Origin of the sequence: Paenibacillus sp. SZ31, assembly GCF_012912005.1 — a bacterium.
In the GTDB taxonomy this organism is placed as follows: domain Bacteria; phylum Bacillota; class Bacilli; order Paenibacillales; family Paenibacillaceae; genus Paenibacillus.
Window position 1 is genome coordinate 662,726 of sequence record NZ_JABBEA010000001.1, and the last position, 16,885, is coordinate 679,610.

Annotated in this window: 14 protein-coding genes and 1 riboswitch; of the genes, 5 read left to right on the plus strand and 9 right to left on the minus strand. The window is 46.4% G+C overall.

The features are described 5' to 3' along the window. Positions 1-32: 32 nt before the first annotated feature. The 3 genes from HF638_RS28740 to HF638_RS03025 form a co-directional block, all read right to left on the minus strand. Positions 33-821, minus strand: a complete 789-nt coding sequence (locus tag HF638_RS28740; RefSeq protein WP_282435624.1) for a 3D domain-containing protein — start codon at positions 819-821, stop codon at positions 33-35. A gap of 175 nt (positions 822-996) precedes the next feature. Continuing rightward, a complete protein-coding gene (gene thrS / locus HF638_RS03020) occupies positions 997-2,934 on the minus strand; it encodes a threonine--tRNA ligase (protein WP_169478790.1) in 1,938 nt (645 codons plus the stop codon). A gap of 414 nt (positions 2,935-3,348) precedes the next feature. Further along, on the minus strand, positions 3,349-4,302 hold the full coding sequence (locus HF638_RS03025; protein ID WP_169478791.1) for a sporulation protein YtxC: 954 nt from the start codon (positions 4,300-4,302) through the stop codon (positions 3,349-3,351). A gap of 171 nt (positions 4,303-4,473) precedes the next feature. Here HF638_RS03025 and HF638_RS03030 point away from each other — a divergent pair, with 171 nt between their 5' ends. From HF638_RS03030 to HF638_RS03045, 4 genes are all read left to right on the plus strand, one after another. Then, positions 4,474-4,878 (plus strand): hypothetical protein, encoded by a 405-nt coding sequence (locus tag HF638_RS03030; protein ID WP_169478792.1) that lies wholly within the window; start codon positions 4,474-4,476, stop codon positions 4,876-4,878. Positions 4,879-5,171: 293 nt separating this feature from the next. Beyond that, the gene (locus HF638_RS03035) at positions 5,172-5,666 is read left to right on the plus strand and encodes a cation:proton antiporter regulatory subunit (protein ID WP_036610059.1); all 495 of its coding nucleotides are present in this window, start codon (positions 5,172-5,174) and stop codon (positions 5,664-5,666) included. Positions 5,667-5,670: 4 nt separating this feature from the next. Then, entirely contained in the window at positions 5,671-6,909 is a 1,239-nt protein-coding gene (locus tag HF638_RS03040; protein WP_169478793.1) for a cation:proton antiporter, read from the plus strand. A gap of 112 nt (positions 6,910-7,021) precedes the next feature. Beyond that, entirely contained in the window at positions 7,022-7,927 is a 906-nt protein-coding gene (locus tag HF638_RS03045; RefSeq protein WP_062833466.1) for a YitT family protein, read from the plus strand. A 278-nt stretch (positions 7,928-8,205) separates the two neighbouring features. On the opposite strand, the gene HF638_RS03050 is transcribed toward HF638_RS03045, so the two are convergent. The 6 genes from HF638_RS03050 to metA all read right to left on the minus strand — a co-directional run bounded on the left by HF638_RS03050 (position 8,206) and on the right by metA (position 15,111). After that, a complete protein-coding gene (locus HF638_RS03050; protein ID WP_169478794.1) occupies positions 8,206-9,219 on the minus strand; it encodes a zinc-binding alcohol dehydrogenase family protein in 1,014 nt (337 codons plus the stop codon). Continuing rightward, positions 9,216-10,193 (minus strand): aldo/keto reductase, encoded by a 978-nt coding sequence (locus tag HF638_RS03055; RefSeq protein WP_169478795.1) that lies wholly within the window; start codon positions 10,191-10,193, stop codon positions 9,216-9,218. The genes HF638_RS03050 and HF638_RS03055 overlap by 4 nt, the downstream gene beginning before the upstream one ends. A 241-nt stretch (positions 10,194-10,434) precedes the next feature. Then, the gene (gene mqnC / locus HF638_RS03060) at positions 10,435-11,571 is read right to left on the minus strand and encodes a cyclic dehypoxanthinyl futalosine synthase (RefSeq protein ID WP_169478796.1); all 1,137 of its coding nucleotides are present in this window, start codon (positions 11,569-11,571) and stop codon (positions 10,435-10,437) included. Positions 11,572-11,812: 241 nt separating this feature from the next. Then, a complete protein-coding gene (locus tag HF638_RS03065; protein ID WP_169478797.1) occupies positions 11,813-12,985 on the minus strand; it encodes a trans-sulfuration enzyme family protein in 1,173 nt (390 codons plus the stop codon). After that, complete coding sequence (locus tag HF638_RS03070; protein WP_169478798.1) at positions 12,982-14,169, minus strand: PLP-dependent transferase; 1,188 nt, start codon at positions 14,167-14,169, stop codon at positions 12,982-12,984. Before HF638_RS03070 ends, HF638_RS03065 begins: the two co-directional genes overlap by 4 nt. A 24-nt stretch (positions 14,170-14,193) precedes the next feature. After that, on the minus strand, positions 14,194-15,111 hold the full coding sequence (gene metA, locus HF638_RS03075) for a homoserine O-acetyltransferase MetA (protein WP_169478799.1): 918 nt from the start codon (positions 15,109-15,111) through the stop codon (positions 14,194-14,196). 236 nt (positions 15,112-15,347) lie between these two features. Continuing rightward, a riboswitch (SAM riboswitch) is annotated at positions 15,348-15,471 on the minus strand. A gap of 451 nt (positions 15,472-15,922) precedes the next feature. On the opposite strand from metA, the gene corA reads away from it, so the two are divergent. Further along, positions 15,923-16,858, plus strand: coding sequence for a magnesium/cobalt transporter CorA (gene corA / locus HF638_RS03080; RefSeq protein ID WP_062833460.1), 936 nt, complete (start codon positions 15,923-15,925; stop codon positions 16,856-16,858). The last annotated feature ends 27 nt before the right edge of the window (positions 16,859-16,885 follow it).

Here is a 16,885-nt window from a genome sequence, read left to right on the forward strand (position 1 = left end):
AGCACTTTAGTTATTCATGTGAACATGTGAAATTAAATGGCCTTGTCCAACCAGGAGTCCGGTACGGATTTGTACACGTCAATCGCATCTGCCAATTCGCTGAGCATCTTTTCTGTACACTTGCCAGCGCCTTGCCTGATCACCTGTACCTCCACATCCTTTTTGCCCCATTCCTTGTACACTTGCTTGGTTGTGGGGAAATACAGATCGATCTTATTGCCTTTGATCGCTGAACCCGTATCTGCAACAATCCCGTATCCATAGCCCGGAATATACAGAATGGAGCCCATCGGGAACAACTTCGGATCAGCTGCAATCGTGGAAACTGTTTCTTTATCACGGCGTACTTTGACACCGGAATACGTAATTCCATATTGGGGATGTTTAGGTCCTTTTCCTGTAGACTCCACCCCTGCTGTATATCCTGTTGCTGTCACCTTCTGTGTACCCAGCACCTGTTCTGAACGTGGCGCAAGCACGGGCATAGCCGGGTCAACCACCTGTTTCTCGGGAAGCTCATGCCTTGGGATGACCATCGGTTGTGGTGACCATAGTAAAGCCATATACACCATCGTTGTCAGCTGGGCCTCATCGCTGTATTGAACGCTGAGCTGTTCCGGAAATTCCTGAATAGGCTTGCTCGAAGTCTCAATAATCGGAGCTTCACTGCTGCTGCGACTCTCGACATGCAGTACTGCACTTTCCTCTTCAAATGTATAGGCATCCGCCTGATTCAGGCTAATCGTCATCCCGGCGAACATTACACAGCCAACCAGTAAACCCCGTATATGTTTCTTTTGAATTGAGAATTGCTTTTTCATTGTATAACCTCCCCCTCACTGCAAAGGTTTTCCAAAAAGCAATTAGTCTATACTTTTCACAACAAACACTACGAAAAAACGCCTGAATAACATAGGTCAATCCCATGTCATTCAGGCGTTTTTCTGATTAGTCAGGCAACTTATGCACTGGTTATCTGATAGATCATTTGTTCATTTAGACCAGACGTGTTGCAATTTCCTCTTTCAGTTGAGCAATGATCTCATCGAGCGGTTTCATACCCAGATCGCCTTCTCCACGCTTACGCACGGATACCGCTTCTGCATTACGCTCATTCTCACCGACAACAAACATATAAGGCATTTTCTCCAGCTGCGCCTCACGGATTTTATAGCCAAGCTTCTCATTCCGCAGATCGGCTTCAGCAGAGATCCCCGCACGTTTCAGCTTCGCTTCCACTTCACGCGCATAATCGTCGAAGTTTCCGGATACCGGAATCACTTTCGCTTGAACCGGAGACAACCACAGCGGGAAAGCTCCTGCAAAGTTCTCCAGCAAGAATGCTGTGAAACGTTCCATTGTACTAATTACACCGCGGTGAATAACGACCGGACGATGTTTCTGTCCGTCATCTCCCACATATTCAAGTTCAAAGCGCTCAGGCAACAGGAAGTCCAGTTGAACAGTAGACAATGTTTCTTCTTTACCCAGTGCTGTTTTGATCTGCACATCCAGCTTCGGACCGTAGAACGCCGCTTCACCTTCTGCTTCATAGAATGGAAGGTCAAGTTCTTCCACAACTTCACGCAGCATGCGTTGGGACATTTCCCACATCTCGTCGTTCTGGAAGTATTTCTCGGTATCCTTCGGATCGCGATAGGACAGACGGAAACGGTATTCGTTGATCCCGAAGTCTTTGTACACCGTTTGAATCAACTCGATAACACGAGCAAATTCTTCTTTGATCTGATCCGGACGTGCAAAAATGTGTGAATCGTTCAGTGTCATTGCGCGTACACGGTGCAGACCTGTTAACGCCCCCGACATTTCATAACGGTGCATCATGCCAAGCTCGGCAATCCGGATTGGCAGATCACGGTAGCTGTGCATGCTGGACTTGTACACCATCATATGGTGAGGACAGTTCATTGGACGGAGAACGAGTTCCTCGTTATCCATAACCATTTTCGGGAACATATCATCCTGGTAGTGCTCCCAGTGTCCAGATGTTTTGTACAATTCCACGTTACCCAGAACCGGTGTGTAAACGTGCTGGTATCCAAGGCTTTCTTCCAGATCCACAATATAACGCTCAAGAGTCCGGCGCAGCTTCGCACCATTAGGCAACCAGATTGGCAGCCCTTGTCCGACCAGTTGGGAGAATGTGAACATTTCGAGCTCTTTACCCAGCTTGCGGTGATCCCGTTTGCGAGCTTCTTCAAGGAAGTGCAGATGCTCGTCCAGCTGTGCTTTTTTCACAAAAGCCGTACCATAGATACGTTGAAGCATTTTGTTTTTGCTATCTCCGCGCCAGTATGCACCCGCGACATTCATCAGTTTGAACACTTTGATTTTGCTAGTCGACGGTACGTGAGGACCACGACACAAGTCGAAGAATTCGCCTTGCTCATAAATCGTGATCACGCTGTCTTCTGGCAAGTCACGAATCAACTCAAGTTTGTATGGGTCGCCAACTTCTTCGAACGTTTTAATCGCGTCCTCGCGGCTAACTTCCTTACGTACAATTGGCAAGTTCTCGTTTACAATACGTTCCATTTCCTTTTCGATCTTTTGCAGATCTTCGGGATTGAGCGCTTGTTCAAGATCCATATCATAGTAGAAACCATCTTCGATGACTGGGCCAATGCCGAGGCGTACCTCTTGGTTACCATATAAACGTTTCACTGCTTGAGCCATCAAGTGAGCTGTACTATGACGCATCACTTCAAGTCCTTCTGGTGAATCCAACGTGACAATCTCCACCAATGCTCCTTCATGAAGCGTTGTGGACAAGTCCACCACGATACCATCCAGCTTGCCGGCTACGGCATTTTTGCGCAATCCGCTGCTAATCGAAGCGGCTACGTCCTCAATACTGCTGCCATCTGCGTACTCACGTACCGAACCATCCGGTAGTTTAATGTTAACTGCCATTTGTCTCATTCCTCCTGTAAATGTAACCTTCGTGTCCAGATGTTCATGGACTGATTATCTATTGCTATTCCAGTCATTTTGCAAAGGAACGCAAAAAACACCCGTCCCGGCAAAGGGACGAGTGATATATACTCGTGGTTCCACCCTAATTCAGCTGATTCATCCCTATTCGGAAATACAGCCCTCATTGGCATGACGATAACGGGCATGACCCGGCAGATCCTTACTCGCGGATAATCCCCCATAAAGGCGATATCTAACTCCACTTTCAAAATTGCAGCTACAAAGGGGTAAACCATACGGGATATCCGGAGGAAATTTCAGCCAGGGTTCCTCTCTCTGCACCGATCTATCGTGTGGTTGTTGTCTTTGTCAACGCTTTTGGTTCAATGGTTCACATGAAAAATTCATGGATCAACAGTTATTATAATTGCCGAGATCACTTGCGTCAAGACCTGTCAACAATCCTGAACGCAGCACTTCACATTCCGGGCATTGATGACATATTTGCACCTTGTCTTCAAAGATCTGGCATATGGTCGAGATGATCGGCAGTTCTGGGGTGCGCGTATGCAGCATGACTTTCTCAGGAGAGATTGAAATGAGTGTACTTACAATCATATCTTCAATATCCATCTCCAGTTCCAGACCCGGCATTTCCACAACGACCTGTTCATCCTTTTTCACGGGTAACAGATTAAGTCCGGCATCAAGCACCTGAAATTCATGCATTCCCTTGTGAACAAGATGGACCAGAGGTACTTTGGCTTCCTGAAAGAATACAAAATATTTTAACAGCCCCATAAACTCTTCATACTGCCGATCCATCCAGAACTCATCCAGCGCATACTCCACTAATTCCTGAAGCTCCTGCTTATATGGCCGTATGCGGAAATTGATAATGCCTTCAAGGTGAAAAAAATGAACATCCTCCAAATCCTGCCTTAGTCCACTGGCCAACGTAGTACGGCGGCGTTCCCGAAGTCCGGGTTGATCCAGATCACCATTTAGTAGTAGAGGCATGCAGATTCGATTAACCTTCTCCACCTCATGCTCATCCATGACAGAACACGCCTTGGCGATCATATCCTCCACCATGCTGCGTTCTTGTGTCTCCATAATGAAGTCAGCGAGTCCAAGGGAGAGCAGATCACTGATCCGAGGAATCCATTGCTGGAAGTCTTCGTGATTCTCATTCCCTCTGCACACCCAGGTTGCTCTTCCATCATTATGTTTGAAGGTGAGCCGAAATCCTCTTTTACTTATATGTAAACCTTTGATTTTTTCCTTGACACAACGATAAAATTGATCCGCTTCCTCTTGCCCCGATACATCGGTCCATACAGCGAACAGTTCCACAAGAATCACTCCTTTCCTTCCTGTTCAAAGTATATGGCAAGGCCGATGGGGATATACGAAGCGGATTGATGGAAAGCGTGTCATGATTTCTCAGTATATTATGAAGAGGTTTGGAGTTAAGACAAAAATGTGTTATTATTTTAATAACAGTATGTTTCACGGAAAAGGAGGGAAGCCAAAATGAGACAACAACCTAGAATACTCCACTACACCATTATTATCATTTTGTGCGTTTTCCAAGCCTTGTGCTTCCCTATTCCGATGCAGTCCGAATCTGCCGTTGGGGTGTCTGTTGACGCAAATTCCAATAAGGAAGTGTTGTTACAAATACCCGAATCCCAGCAGAAACCTGTCATTCGCAAATATCCACAAGTTATGTCCAAGCTGATTGCGGTTACGCATAATAAGCCTGTCTTTCTTGTCCTCGCATTGTTATTGATGCTGCGAATCCCTACAACGGGTCTGTCCTTTAAACCGTGGTATTGTCTGTTCAAACGCAGATTATTTTTGCTGCCTATTAAGTTTACCAGCATGTATGTATCCCTCACCCCGATGGCACCCAAATACGTGAACGCTCTTCACTAGCCGTTACGACGTATTTACAGGTTGCTTTTGCATGGAGACACCTCTGTATTTAAGACGGTGTGCTTGTGCATAACTTATAACCCTTTTAGCACACGTTAGATAAGCCAATGTTTATAACAGTACCTATTTTTGTTATACCCACACCGACAAATTCAAATCATATGGCTGTGTCAGGAATTTCTGGCTCTGTTTACCCGCATCATTTGATGTGCCTTGGAGCAACAGATGATTCATTTTCGGGAAATAAGCCTGTCTTCTGTGGCCAGCCCCTAATTATAAGGAGGCAACAATCCATGGATGTACGCGAAACAGACTTGCCGGGAATCGGCAAAAAATTTCAGATTGAAACAAGCAGCGGTGATAAAATTGTCATTATTATTCACGATGACGGTCGCCGGGAAATGTACCACTTCGAGTATGATGATCCCGATCAAAGTATCTCGATGATTACGCTTGACGATTACGAAGCACGACAGATTGCTGCTATTGTTGGCGGATTGACTTACAAACCGAAGCAGCTTGAAAATATTGAAGTCACGTTTGATGACCTGATTATCGAGTGGTACAAAATCGAACCATCCTTCGGAAGTATCGGTAAATCCATCGGTGAATTGGACGTACGTCAAAACTCTGGGGCAACGGTGATCGCCGTTGTAGAGAAAAATCACAAAAAACATATCAGCCCAGGTCCGGAGGTAGTTATCAGTGCAGAATCCACGGTGGTAGCCGTTGGCGAACGCAATCAGCAGAAACTGTTTAAATCCCTCCTCCTGACTGGAAGGGGGTAAATAGATGGATCATCTGATATTCGAAGTAGGTCTGGCCCTTGTGCTCATTGCAGCAGCCGGCCTTTTATCGGCAAAACTAAGATTTTCGGTCGTTCCATTTTATATTCTGATCGGGATGGCCGTTGGGCCACATGCCATGAAAATCTGGCATCTGGACTTCCGTTTTATTGAGAGTCAGCCTTTTATTGAATTTATGGGTCGGATCGGTATCCTGTTCCTTCTCTTCTACCTTGGACTTGAATTCTCGGTAGGTCGTTTAATTAAATCGGGTCGCTCCATTGCAGTAGGCGGCTCGATCTACATCGGCATTAACTTTACGCTGGGATTATTATTCGGTTTTATGTCCGGCTTCCCGGCCGCAGAAGCACTTATTATCGCAGGTATAACTACCATCTCTTCCAGTGCCATTGTAGCCAAGGTACTCGTCGATTTGAAACGAACGGCCAATCCGGAGACAGAGATGATATTGGGTATCATTATGTTCGAAGATGTATTCCTCGCTGTATATATCTCGATCTTGTCCGGACTTGTACTTAGTGATTCATCCTCCATCGGAGGCGTCTTCATGTCCGCACTCATTGCCCTCGGATTCATGCTTATTGTGATTATCCTTGGACGCAAAGCAACACCGTTACTAAACAAATTGCTTAAAATTCGATCGAATGAACTATTCTCTCTCGTTGTATTCGGAGCCTTGTTCCTGGTAGCCGGTTTCTCTGAAACCATTCATGTTGCCGAAGCGATCGGTGCATTGCTTGTTGGACTGGTGCTTGCTGAAACAGAACATGCGAAACGGATTGAGCACTTGATTCTGCCGTTCCGTGACTTCTTTGGAGCAATCTTCTTCTTCAGCTTCGGATTGTCCATTGATCCGTTGTCCCTGGGTGGCGAAGCCGTGTGGCTGGCTCTGATTGCAGTTGTTATTACATTGTTCGGTAACTTCCTGGCAGGTATGCTGGCTGGACGCAGTGCTGGACTATCGCCCAAAGCATCGGCCAATATCGGATTAACCATTGTGTCACGGGGTGAATTCTCCATCATCTTGGCGAACATGGGTAAGGCCGGTGGACTGTTACCAATGATTCAACCGTTTGCTGCATTGTATGTCCTGATTCTGGCCATTCTGGGTCCTTTATTGACCAAAGAGTCCAAACACGTATTCCGTTTATTGGATAAAATATTTAAGTTCAAAGATACTCGGAAAAAGAAAGAAGAACCGAAGGTTCTGCAGAAAGAAGGATAATTCCTATGTCTGTACAGAACAGACATACTATCGTACTTCGCGGCTCTACGCCGATCTTTCTGTGATTAACCCAGGGAGAATGGCTCGAAAGCCGCACAAAGGAGGATGACCTATGAAAGCACCTCTGATATCGGCTAATCCGGTGCCAAACACCGCCAAGACCAGAATATCATCTACCCGCCGCTGGTTAAACTTGTTGCTTGTGATTGCGGGCGGAATTCTGGCCTCCGTGGGACTTGAATTGTTCTTACACCCCAATAAGATCATTATTGGAGGCATTACAGGCATTTCCTCACTGTTCGCCCACTGGACCGAAATGAGGATTGGATTATTCCTATTTTTATTCAATGTTCCGTTTATATTTCTGTCCTACAAGATTGTGCAGAAGAAATTTGTACTGGTAACTGTTCTAGGTCTGGTTGTCTTTTCGATCGGTGCCATTGTGCTTCATCCCATGCCGCCACTTGTAGAGCACCCGCTGGCTGCCGCCATGTTTGGCGGATTATGCCTCGGACTCGGAATTGGGCTCGTCGTGCGGTATGGTGGGACACTGGATACGCTGGAAATCGGTGATCCGTCTTCCCGTCCACCTGAACGTGTATTTAGCGGGAAACGGATGCTTATCGAAAAAATAATCATGCTGCTTAACTTGTTGATACTGACAGCCGCTGGGGTTGTCTTTGGCTGGGACCAAGCGATGTATTCCGTAATCGCCTATCTTATTGCTTATGAAATGGTGTACATTGCGTTCAGGGGCTTCTCTTCCAAACGCAAAATATGCATTCTGACCACGCAAAGCTCTCAAGTTGAAAAAGCTGTACGCAAACGGCTGCGCCGTGAACCTGGAACGCTGGAAGCAGCTTCTGACTCAACACAACTCGCTATGGCGGAAGGATGGATCAAACAGATCCCGGGTGCACTTTATTATGAGGTACACGTGCTGGAGATGATCTGGTTGAAGTCCATTGTGCGTCACATTGATCCGCATGCGGGCATTGTGACGAATCCGGAAAAATAATAGCTCATGTAAGTTGAACTAAAGATACTTACACTGACACTACGATGACAGAACAACCTTCCAATCGCTGTTATCCCCAGATTTTTTCTATTCCCTTTTCTCAAGGGAAAAATCCGGGGATAAAGGCGAACGCTTCGCTTTTTCAGGTTTTTTCTGCCCTCTTCGTTGTCGTGTAATTTTAATTCAACTTACAAAAAACGCTCTCTTCCCCTATGGATGGACAGTATTGTCCACCAAGGTCAGAGAGCGTTTTTTTCTGTTATTATAATTAATTGTTATTATAGCTCAACGATGGCTTTGACTACATGTGAATCTGGCAATAACCATTGGTCTATTGCTGTAGGTAACTCATCAAATTCCACGCGGTGTGTGATATAACAATTCATGCTTAACTTCTTTTGACGCAAGGTCGACAGGACATGTTCAAAATCTTCACGGGTTGCGTTTCGACTGCCCAGGATACTCATCTCTCGCTTGTGAAACTCAGGATCATGAAAGGTAATATCCGCTTTCACTAGCCCTACAAAAATGAGCTGACCACTATGCGCCACATATTGAATGGCCTCATTCATGGAATTCACATTACCTGTTGCGTCAAAAACAGCCGTAGCATAGTCACCTCCGGTGATTTCAGCCACTTGTTCTACAGTACGTTCATTGGCCTGAACCAGATCATCCGCCCCAGCCCAAGTACGACTGAGCTCCAGCCTGTCCAGATTACGATCAACGGCAATAACACATGCCCCCGCCTGTTTGGCGAATGCCATGACGCCAAGTCCAATGGGGCCAGCTCCAATCACAACCACATGCTCACCAGGCTTGATTCCTGCTCTCCTGACGGCATGGGCACCAATGCTTAATGGTTCTACCATCGCCGTCTCATCCAGCGTCAAACCTTCTGCTGAAAGCAGATGTGAGACAGGCACGCTGATTCTTTCTCTCATGCCTCCGTCAACGTGCACACCCATGACTTGCATGGACACACAGCAATTGGTTTTTCCATTGCGACATGCAATACAATGACCGCAGTGCAGATACGGAATAATGCTTACCTGATCCCCGGGCTGCAGCCCTGCATCGTTCGGACCGATCTCTTCAATAACAGCCGCCAGTTCATGACCGAGTACGCGAGGATAGGTAAAGAACGGCTGATTGCCTTTGTACGCATGCAGATCCGTTCCACAGATACCAATCCGTCGAATGGCAATCAATGCCTCCCCTTCTGCTCGTTCCGGTTGAGGAAGGTCCTGCAGCTCCAAACGGTCTATTTCTTGACATACAATGGCTCTCATCGTTGTTCCCCCTTGGATGCTTCTGATGTCATGTTGTTATGCTCTGTATTATATTCAGGACGTCCGCTTGACCACGTCTCATTATGCAATGGGGCCAAAATGCGCAACACTTCATCCAGTAGGCCCTGATCTATCGGTTCTTCTACCCACGTTGCGTTATTGATGATATTGCGCTGGTTGGCACTGCTCACCAGTGTTGTGGGAATGCGTTCATTCGCCGTCGAGAATTGCACAGCCAGCTTGGCAATGTCACTGCCTTGTTCTGCACAGAAGCGGGCAGCCTTCAAGCAGAGTTGTTTCACCCGTTCATCTGCCGGATGCCAGGCAGGAGCACCTCGGGTACTTAACAAGCCCATAGAAAGAGGCGAAGCATTCACGAGGCCCACTTCCTTCTTTTCCAACAGGGGCAACAACGATAACAATGAGGTATCATTCAATGAATAATGACAATACGAGATGATCGCCTCGGCATCGATCTGTGGCAGAACCTTCTCGAACAACGGCAAGGGCAATCCGCATATCCCCGCATGACGGATAACTCCCTGCTCTTTCAGCCGCAGCAACGTTGGAAAGGCTTCTTCGATAATAATCTCTGCTGGTACAAATTCAATATCATGCAGGAATAAAATATCAATATAGTCCGTATGCAGTCGATTCAGACTCTCTTGCACACTATTCAGAATCCGCTGACGAGAAAAATCAAACTCATTTTCCCCATACCGTCCGGCTTTGGTTGATAAAAAGTACGAACTGCGCGGCAAGCTACGAATGGCTTCACCCAACACCGTCTCCGCCTTCGTCAGTCCGTAATAAGGTGAAACGTCTATGTAATTTATCCCCGCATCTACGGCAGCATGTACGGTACGAACCCCTTCGTCCCGGTCAATGTCACGAAATACTGAACCGAGTGAGGATGCTCCAAAGCTCAATACAGGTACGTCCAGTTCTGTCTTTCCAAGTATTCTTCTCTTCATCGGTTGGCTAGCCCCTTCCCAGCATGTCTGACTACACAAGTTCCTTCTCATTGTAACAGTTCAATTTCAATATAAAATATCGGCAATTGCGTAAGATGTACTGTTTAATGACCTTGATCTGCGGAAAAATCAAAAAGCCCACCGTCTCTCCAAACGGAGTAGTCGGCGGGCTTGGCTTTATAAACACTCATCTACGATTAGCATTTATAACATGTATAAGCGTAATTTCAAATAATTAATATTAGTTCTGCATTACGAAATCTTCATGCACGGAATTCTCTTCGTCGAACATGCGCACGATGTCATATCGGGTGTTACGTTGTGCCGGAATATAACCGGACTCCCGAATCAAACGGAGAATGGATTCAATGTTAACTTTATATGTTGCACCAGCAGCAGATACGACGTTCTCTTCGATCATCGTGCTACCGAAGTCATTACAGCCAAATTCAAGCGACTTCTTACCGATCTCAGGACCCATGGTTACCCAAGAGGATTGAATATTCTTGATATTATCCAGCACCAGTCGGCTGATGGCTACAGTCTTCAAGTACTCTTCTGGCGTCTGACGCTCCAGCTTGAGGTTTGTATTATCCGGTTGGAAAGTCCAAGGAATGAACGCCAGGAAACCTTCGGAGTCATACTTGTTCGCAATACATTCGTCCTGAGCTTCACGTACACGGAGCAAGTGCAATGCACGCTCTTCCATCGATTCACCAAGGCCGATAACCATTGTTGCTGTGGTGTTCATGCCGATGCGATGTGCCGTTTGCATCACGTCCATCCAATCCCGCCATGAACCTTTCAAGCGGCTGATTTTCCGGCGTGTGCGGTCATCCAGTATTTCAGCACCACCACCAGGCAGGGAATCCAGTCCAGCTTCGTGAATGGCACGAACAACCTCTTCCAATGTAAGACCATCGGATACTTCAACCATTTTCATAATCTCAGCAGGTGAGAAAGAGTGCATGGTGATGTTCGGGAAACGCTCCTTGATGGCTTTCAATAGGTCTGTGTAATAGCTGAAAGGCAGGTTCGGATTCGTTCCGCCTTGCATCAGAATCTCGGTACCATTCACATCTTCCGTTTCCTGAATCTTCTGGAAAATAACTTCGTCCGGAAGCACGTAACCTTCATCCGAACCAGGTCTGCGATAGAAAGCACAAAAACGGCAGTACACATCACACACGTTCGTGTAGTTGACGTTACGCCCAATTACAAATGTTCTGTATGGTTCAGGGTGCATGCGTTTCATAACGACATTAGCAGCTGCCCCGATTTTGTCCACTTCATTGGATTCAAATAGCTGAATCGTGTCTTCCAAGTCCAAACGTTCGCCCCGAAGGGCTTTATCTAAGATACGGTCTACCGTACTCATCGTAAAAAAGCCTCCCTCATGAAGAGAAATTATATAACGATCCGTCCCAACTTGTTTAAGAGAAGCAAGTTCTGGTGGCAACATCGTATTTCTGTACTCCACATATCGTAACACAGGTTACATGTGAAAAAAAGCACCTTATGTACAGGTGCTTTAAAAATAAGTAAAAATTTTTACATATGGAATCAAATTCATTCGATATTAAACGATACACCTAGGCGTATTCGGGTACCCACTTTTCCTATGATTCCTGAAGTGCTTGTTCCAAATCTACAATCAGATCTTCGATGTCTTCCAGACCCACCGAGAAACGCAGCAACCCATCTGTAATGCCTCGGTCATGGCGAACCTCAGCCGGCATTGCCGCATGAGACATCATCGCTGGGTAAGACAGAATGCTCTCCACAGCTCCCAAGCTTACAGCGACAATGGGTAGCTTCACCCGGTTAAGAACTGCTTTTGCGCGATCGCCTGAACCAACGTCAAACGAAACGACAGCTCCATACCCCGTTGACTGGCGCTCATGTGCCTCACGGCCCGGATGATCCTCCAGTCCAGGATAAAAGACAGCCGTAATATCACTGCGCTCATTAAGCCAAGCTGCCAGTTTGGCTGTGCTCTGTTCGCTGTGAGCCATGCGAGCTCCCAAGGTTTTCATGCCGCGCATCAGAAGCCATGATTCTTGAGCCCCAAGTACAGTTCCGAGTCCATTTTGCAACTGTTTCAGTTGTACGCCAAGTGATTCCGTGCGGGCAACGGCTAACCCTGCCAGTACATCACTGTGACCTCCGAGAAACTTCGTAGCACTATGTACGACGATATCCACACCAAGCTCAATTGGACGCTGATAGTAAGGTGTCATAAAAGTGTTATCCAGAATCGTGATCAGGTCATTTTCCTTCGACCAGTCAGTCACAGCAGCGATATCCGTGATTCGCAGTGTCGGGTTGGACGGTGTTTCCATATAAACTGCCTTGGTGTTCGGCTTGAGCGCCGCTTTTACTTCATCTATATTGGTCATGTCTACAAAGGTCGTCTCGATCTGCATACGGCTCAATATGGAAGTAAGCAAACGATACGTACCCCCATATACATCTTCCGTTACAATCATGTGATCCCCTGCGGAGAACATCATGAACACACTGGAAATCGCGGCCATTCCCGATGAATAGGCGAATCCTCGCGCTCCACCCTCCAGCAGTGTGATGTAATCTTCCAGTGCCTGACGTGTCGGATTACCTGAACGACTGTAATCATGTTGAGGCGGATTGAAGATATCAAAATGATGGAATGTTGAAGCTTGATAGATCGGTACACTGGAAGCTCCAGTCGTTTTGTCGATCTCATCACCGAAATGAAGCAATTTGGTATTGAATTTCAACTCGGAATTTGGTTTGTTGTTGGACTCACTCATGAGTGCACGCCTCCTTCAATTTCCTGTTGTGCAGCGGTCAGAGCATTGCCGAGATCTGCAATCAGATCATCTGCATGTTCAATGCCCACGGAGAACCGAAGCAGACGGTCATCCACACCTACAGCGTCACGAATTTCAAGAGGTATATCCGCATGCGTTTGTACCGCCGGGTAAGTCATAAGAGATTCGACTCCACCGAGACTTTCGGCAAAAGCAATGAGTTTGATATGACGCAGCAATGGTTCAACATAACGTGCATCCTTCACTTTGAAAGAGAAAATACCTGTGTTACCTGTGGATTGTTTATTCTGCACCGCATACCCAGGATGATCCGACAGGCCTGGATGATACACTTCACCCACTGCTGGATGCTCAAGCAAGTATTTGGCAATGGTAAGCGCATTGTACTCGTGACGCTCCATGCGAAGAGCCAGCGTTTTCATGCCTTTCATTAACTGGTAAGAGTCACTTGGAGACAACACGGCCCCAATGGAATTATGCAGGAACGCCATTTCCGCAGATAATGCCTCACCCTTGGTTATGATTAATCCGGCTAACACATCATTGTGTCCGCCCAGATATTTGGTAGCACTATGAATGATGATATCGGCACCCAGCTCAATCGGACGTTGGAAAAATGGAGTCAGCAACGTGTTGTCAACAATTGTCAACAGGTTGTAACTTTTCGCCCAGGAAGCGACGGCTTCCACATCTGTAATCATCATCAGCGGATTCGTTGGTGTCTCGATGAATACAGCTTTGGTATTCGGTTGACGAACATTCTCCAGTGCTGCAAGGTCATTCGTGTCCACATAACTTGCAGTTACGCCGAAACGAGACAGGATGCGTTCAAGCAGACGATAGGTGCCGCCATACAGATCCAGCGATACAATCAGATGATCCCCTTGACCAAACATGGCAAAGATGGTTTGCAGCGCGGCCATACCTGAGCTACAGGCAAACCCTGCATCACCGGACTCCAGCGCTGCAGCTGCTTCTTCCAACACTTTGCGTGTTGGGTTGGTCGTACGAATATAATCAAACCCCGTGCTTTGACCAAGCTTCGGGTGGCGAAACGCAGTGGATTGATAGATCGGAAAGTTAATGGCGCCTGTTACCGGTTCATTGATGGACCCAATTTGTGCTAAGCGGCTTTCGATTTTCAACTTGTTGTTGTCTTCCATTGCTGCATCCTCCTGTAATCTCGATTAGATTTGCGGGCCAATATCGTAAGGTGTTTCTTGATACACATAGTAATTGAGCCAATTAGAGAATAATAAGTTGGCATGAGCACGCCAAGTAGCCGGTGGCACACGGGAAGGATCATCATTCGGATAATAATGTCTAGGTAATGCAATATCCATCCCTTTCGCTGCATCCCGGTCATACTCCCACTTTAATGAGAAAGGGTCATACTCGGCATGTCCTGTAGCAAAAATCTGTTTGCCGTCTTTGGTAGCAACCAGGAAAATACCAGCTTCCTCGGATTCAGCCAAAATCTCTAATTTCTCATTCTTTTCAATATCTTCGCGTCTCACTTCCGTATGACGGGAATGTGGAACGTTGAATACTTCATCAAATCCACGCAACAACGGAACATGAGGCTTGTTGATGGTATGTGGGAAAACCCCAAAACACTTTTCATCAAGCGCAACCTTGGGTACATCGAAATGATGGTATAAACCTGCCTGGGAAGCCCAGCATATATGCAGGGTTGAAGTCACATTGGTTTTGGTCCATTCGAAGATCTCCTGGATTTCATTCCAATAGTTCACGTCTTCGAAATCCATCTGTTCCACAGGGGCACCCGTAATGATCATTCCATCGAAACGACGATGCTCAATCTCATCGAAGGTTTTATAGAACAGATCCAAATACTCCTGAGACGTATTCTTCGACGTATGGGATTTGGGATGTACCAGAACGACATCCACCTGAATGGGCGTGTTTCCCACCAGACGAAGCAATTGTGTTTCGGTCGTTTCCTTTGTGGGCATCAGGTTTAATATAGCGATACGGAGTGGACGAATATCCTGCTGGTATGCAGAAGTTTCATCCATGACGAAGATATTCTCTCCTTCAAGGACTTCTTTTGCTGGTAGCGTATCGGGTATTTTGATTGGCATGGGTAGTCTAACTCCTCCTTGTGCATAAATAGATGCAGCCACTGCTGGCTTGATGTCTTCACATCAATACAGTTGTAGGCTGCCATGAGCTTGTCTACAACCATTGGATTGAAGTTCCATCCAAAGTTACGACAACCTCAAGTTCCTTAGCGAAAATCACTGCTGAGAAGTCGGGGCATATGACAAAGACCTTCCTCGGATTTCGAGAAAGGTCATATGTAAATAGATATGCGCCTCTCTCATCTCTCAGTTACAACAGTGCCACTTGACACTTGGTCGCTGCAAGAATTAGCACCGTGCGGTATACCGCCGGTTGCCGGGTTTCATCGGGCCAGTCCCTCCACCTACTCTTGATAAGATTTCGCTGTATTAGATTGTAATTTAATATGGTTCACCGTCTACTTTATTACATTAATGCCCTCACGTCAAGTTGCAGTTCTACGTCTGCTTTCCAGATCGGAACCGTTCATCATCCGTTGTCATACACTGCCTCAGGGCGCGAAATAGACACATTTTTGCGCTTGAAAGCACCTTGTACCAGCGGTATACTAAACAAGGTGTTATAAACCCTTATGTGAGAGGTGACATATTAAATGGATGGCGACCCGAGGCCTGACTGGCAGCCGAATTCCGACAAACTGCATAGAGAATTGACATCAGCATGCCGGCAGCGGGACGTGACTTCCGTTTGAATATATAGTGAACGCAGCCCTGATCTCCAGGCTCCGCTGCCGACCGGCTGATTTGTTCTTTTTGCGCCCATAATGATAATATCCGCCAAGTTGGCGGGTGCAGAAGGAGTAGATTAACAATGAAAATCCGGTTGGTTAACAACGGTGTATTTATTCCGGTGGACGACATTCAGCAGGCGCTGACTCCACCAGCGGAAGGATTTTACTGGATTGATGCGGACGTAGACGATTTGGCGGTACTTCAGCCGCTGTTCTTGATGCATGATCTGGCAGTGGAAGATTGCCTCAGTGATGAAGAACAACGTCCGAAGATTGAAATTTATGAGAACCATTACTTTATTGTGATTAATAGCATCCGTTTTGATGATGAAGAGATTTTTCTACGTGCGGTGAACTTGTTCCTCGGCAGACATTTCATTATTAGTGTTACGAAGCAGAAGGTCAGCGAATTGCGCACCCTGAAGCCCATCCTGTGGGAACAGGAAATTAGTACACCGGATCGTCTGCTCTACCTGCTGGTTGACTTGATTGTTGATAATTATTTCACCGTAGGTGACCGAATTGAAGCTCGGATCGAGAAGCTTGAGGAAGACATTCTGATGCACACCAAAAAGTCACATCTGAATGAAATCATCGGACTGCGCAGTGAGATTCTGTGGCTGAAAAAAGTCCTTGGACCTCAGAAAGAGGTCATTAATACACTAAACAAAAAAGATCTGCGTCTCATCGATGATCAACTGCAAAAGTATTTCAGTGACATCTATGAGAATGCTGTAAAAATATCTGAAACCTTTGAAACATATCGCGACCTGATGGGCAACTTACGAGAAGCCTACCAGTCCAGTATTGCGAACCGGGCGAATGAGATCATGCGTGTGTTTACTGCCATTACCACGGTCTTCATGCCGCTGACGGTCATTACGGGTATATACGGAATGAACTTTACGAATATGCCAGAGCTTAACTGGAAATACAGCTATTTTGTTGTGATTGGCCTGATGGTTACACTGGGCCTGAGCATGTTCTTCATTTTCCGCAAAAAAGACTGGGTATGAACTCGTATGAAATAACAAAGACGAAGC